Genomic DNA, 2,911 nt, shown 5'->3' on the forward strand with positions numbered 1-2,911 from the left:
GCTCCGTCGGCGACGCGGGCCGCCGTCGCGGCGTCCTGGTCACCGAGGGCGGCGGCGAAGCCGTGCAGGATCGCGCCCCACAGGGCGCCGGAGGTCCCGCCGGCCTTGTCGGCCCAGGCGTCGGCGGCGCGGGCGAGGAGCGTGCCGGCGCCGGCGTCGATCCGGCCGAGTTCCTCGGCGTGTGCGTCGATGGTGCGGGCCACCGCCTCCAGCGCGGCAAGGGCGGTACGGGCGCTGCGCCGGGACTCCTCGGAGGCCCTGGGAACCGCTTCGGCGGTGTCCGTGCCGCCCGTGGTGTCCGTCTCGGCGACGGGGGCGGCTGCGGCCGTCTCGGGGACGCCGATGGCGCCCTTGCGGTAGGCGGGCGTGTCGGCGGGCGTCTGCCACAGCTCTTCCAGCCGGCTGTCCAGCCAGGTCAGCGTGAGGGAGACACCGGCCATGTCGAAGCTGGTGACGAGTGTGCCGCCGACGAGGACGTGGCCAGGCTGGAGGAGCACCTCGCGCAGATGCGCGAGGCAGGCGGTGACGTCAAGACGTTCATCGACGCGGACATCGCCTTCCACCTCGAGTGCGCCCGCATCGCCCGGAACTCGGTGCTCAGCGACATCCTGCACAGCATCCGCGCGCTTCTGCAGGTGTGGATGGAGCGTGTCAGTGACATAGAGGGGACCGTCAGCGGCACGTTGTGCGAACACGACGCGGTGCTCCAGGCCATCCGCTCCCGCGACCCCGAGGCCGCCGACCGCGCCATGGCCGAGCACATGCGCATGGCCAGCTCCCGGCTGCGCGCGTCGATGACCAGCAGTTCCTGACCTCGCTGCATGCCAGGGGCCGCTGAGGACGGTCGGCCGCACGTGCCGGCGTACAGGCGGGCCATGCGCCACAGCCGCGTGCCCGGGCAGGCGTGGCGGACCGGTCGGCCGGGGTGCCCGCAGGGCAACACGGGGGCCGAGGTGGCGAAGGCGACGGCTGGTGCGGGCAGGCGCAGCCGGCCCCGGCGGGGCTCGGTCCGGGTCGGGCTCCAGCCCTATGAATGGTCTTCGCCCGCGTCGGCCGACACCGTGTGCCCGGTCGGACCGCGGGCGGGCCTCGACCAGGGCGCGAACACGGCCGCCGACGAGTCCCTGGGGCAGGAGCCCGAAGACCGAGCCCGGCCGTGGTCCCGAGGGTGAGCGGCCGGAAAACGGCTGGATTCGGCCGGGAGTGCCTCCCCGGTGGGCGCCGGGGAGGCACTCGTGCGGCGGGCGTGGCCGCTAGCGGCGCAGTGCCGCCAGGTTGCGGTAGCCGATGGCCGCGTGCTCCAGGGACTGCCCCGGGTTCGTGGTGCTCGGGGCGTTGTCCTGCTCGACCATCGGGTTGTGGTAGTTGCGGTGGCCGACGCGGGAGAAGAACGTCCGGTAGTCGATGACCCCGGTGCCGAACGGGACCATGTCGTAGCCCATGCCGTTCGTCGTGTTGACGACGCCGTCCTTGGCGTGGAAAAGCGGGTAGCGCTTGTCGTGGCGGGTGACCAGGCCGGCCGGGTCGAAGATGTTCGTCTGCGTCGAGCCGTCGTGGGCGGTGTAGGTGCGGAACTTGTACTGGGCCACGTGCGCCCAGAAGATGTCCATCTCCAGCCAGATCAGCTTCGGGTCGGTGATGGTGAGGAAGTACTCCAGCTTGCGGATGCCGGAGCTGCGGGTCGGCCGGCCCTGGGCGTCGAGCGGGCCGCCGTCGAGGAGGAAGCCGTAGGCGGCGTCGTGGTTGTGGGTGTACAGCTTCAGACCGGCGCGGCGGGCGAGGTCGCCGAGGGCGTGCCACTTGTCGGCGGCCACGTCCCAGTCCGCCTTGTAGGCGCTGCTGGTGGGGTCGCCGCCCGTACCCACGTGGGCCATGCCGAGGATGTTGGCGATCTCCAGGTGCTTCTTGAAGGTGTCCAGGTCGGTGCTGCTCAGCGGCCAGGAGCCGGGGATGAAGCCGTGGTTGCCCTGGGCGCGCAGCCCGGAGTCGTCGAGCCAGCGGCGCAGCTGCTTCGCGCCCTCGACGGACTCCAGGTTCGCCCCGCCGGGCGCGTTGGCGTGCTGGCCGTAGCCCGCGAACTCGACCTGCTGGTAGCCGAACCGGGCGAGCTGTTCGAAGACCTCCCGGAAGCCGGACGGCAGCGACGTGGACTGCGGGTCGCGGCCGATGGCGTCGCGGACGGTGTAGAGGATGATGCCCCGCTTGTCGGCGGGGACGAGGACCTGCCCCTCGCCGTTGTCACCGCCCGTCCGGGGTGCGGCATGGACGGGGATCGCGCCGAGGGCGGGGGCGGCGATCGCGCCCGCGGTGACGGCGGTGCAGGTGCTCAGGAAGCGGCGGCGGCCGATGCCGAGGCTGCGGCGCAGCTGGTCGTCGGTGTCATGCGTGTTGTTCACGGGAGCCTTCCTTCACAGGTGGTCGGTGCGGAGACCGGCGAGGTGGAGCAGGAGCGGTTTCACGTCGGTGGCCGCGATGCGGTCGCCGACGGCGCGGGGGGTGGAGCACAGGAGGAGCGGGCCGTCGTCGTCGCTCGTGGGGAGGCGGCCGTGGCTGCCCCGGACGGGTGAGGCGTCGAGGGGCACGACCGCCATGCGGTAGCGCAGGCCGAGCTTCTTGCGGGCGAGCGCGGTGGCCGCCTTGACCTTGACGTAGGGGTCCTGGGGATCCATGAACAGCTCGACCGGGTCGTATCCGGGCTTGCGGTGGATCTCCACGAGCCGTGCGAAGTCGGGGGCGCGGGCGTCGTCCAGCCAGTAGTAGTAGGTGAACCAGGCGTCCGGCTCCGCCACGGCGACCAGTTCGCCCGCGCGCGGGTGGTCCAGGTGGTGGAACGGAGTGATGACCACCAGCGTGCGCGAGGGGTGTTCGCGCGATGCGTCGTTGGCGGCCTTCAGGGAGTCGTAGGCGTTCT

Annotated in this window: 2 protein-coding genes and 2 pseudogenes; 1 reads left to right on the forward strand and 3 read right to left on the reverse strand. The window is 72.3% G+C overall.

Translation table 11 applies throughout. The annotated features are described in order from the left end of the window. The coding region (locus ACWEN3_RS44520) for a DAK2 domain-containing protein (RefSeq protein WP_452983865.1) at positions 1 to 440 on the reverse strand (440 nt) is incomplete at its 3' end. Between the two features lie 15 nt (positions 441 to 455). Here ACWEN3_RS44520 and ACWEN3_RS44525 point away from each other — a divergent pair. Continuing rightward, positions 456 to 812: pseudogene (locus tag ACWEN3_RS44525) on the forward strand (FadR/GntR family transcriptional regulator); the annotation flags it as partial. Positions 813 to 1,253: 441 nt separating this feature from the next. On the opposite strand, the gene ACWEN3_RS44530 reads toward ACWEN3_RS44525, so the two are convergent. Both ACWEN3_RS44530 and ACWEN3_RS44535 read right to left on the reverse strand, forming a co-directional pair. Continuing rightward, positions 1,254 to 2,396, reverse strand: coding sequence for a sugar phosphate isomerase/epimerase family protein (locus tag ACWEN3_RS44530; protein WP_452983862.1), 1,143 nt, complete (start codon positions 2,394 to 2,396; stop codon positions 1,254 to 1,256). A gap of 12 nt (positions 2,397 to 2,408) precedes the next feature. After that, positions 2,409 to 2,911 (reverse strand): annotated as a pseudogene (locus ACWEN3_RS44535) (hypothetical protein); the annotation flags it as partial.

Source organism: Streptomyces sp. NPDC004561, from assembly GCF_053602155.1.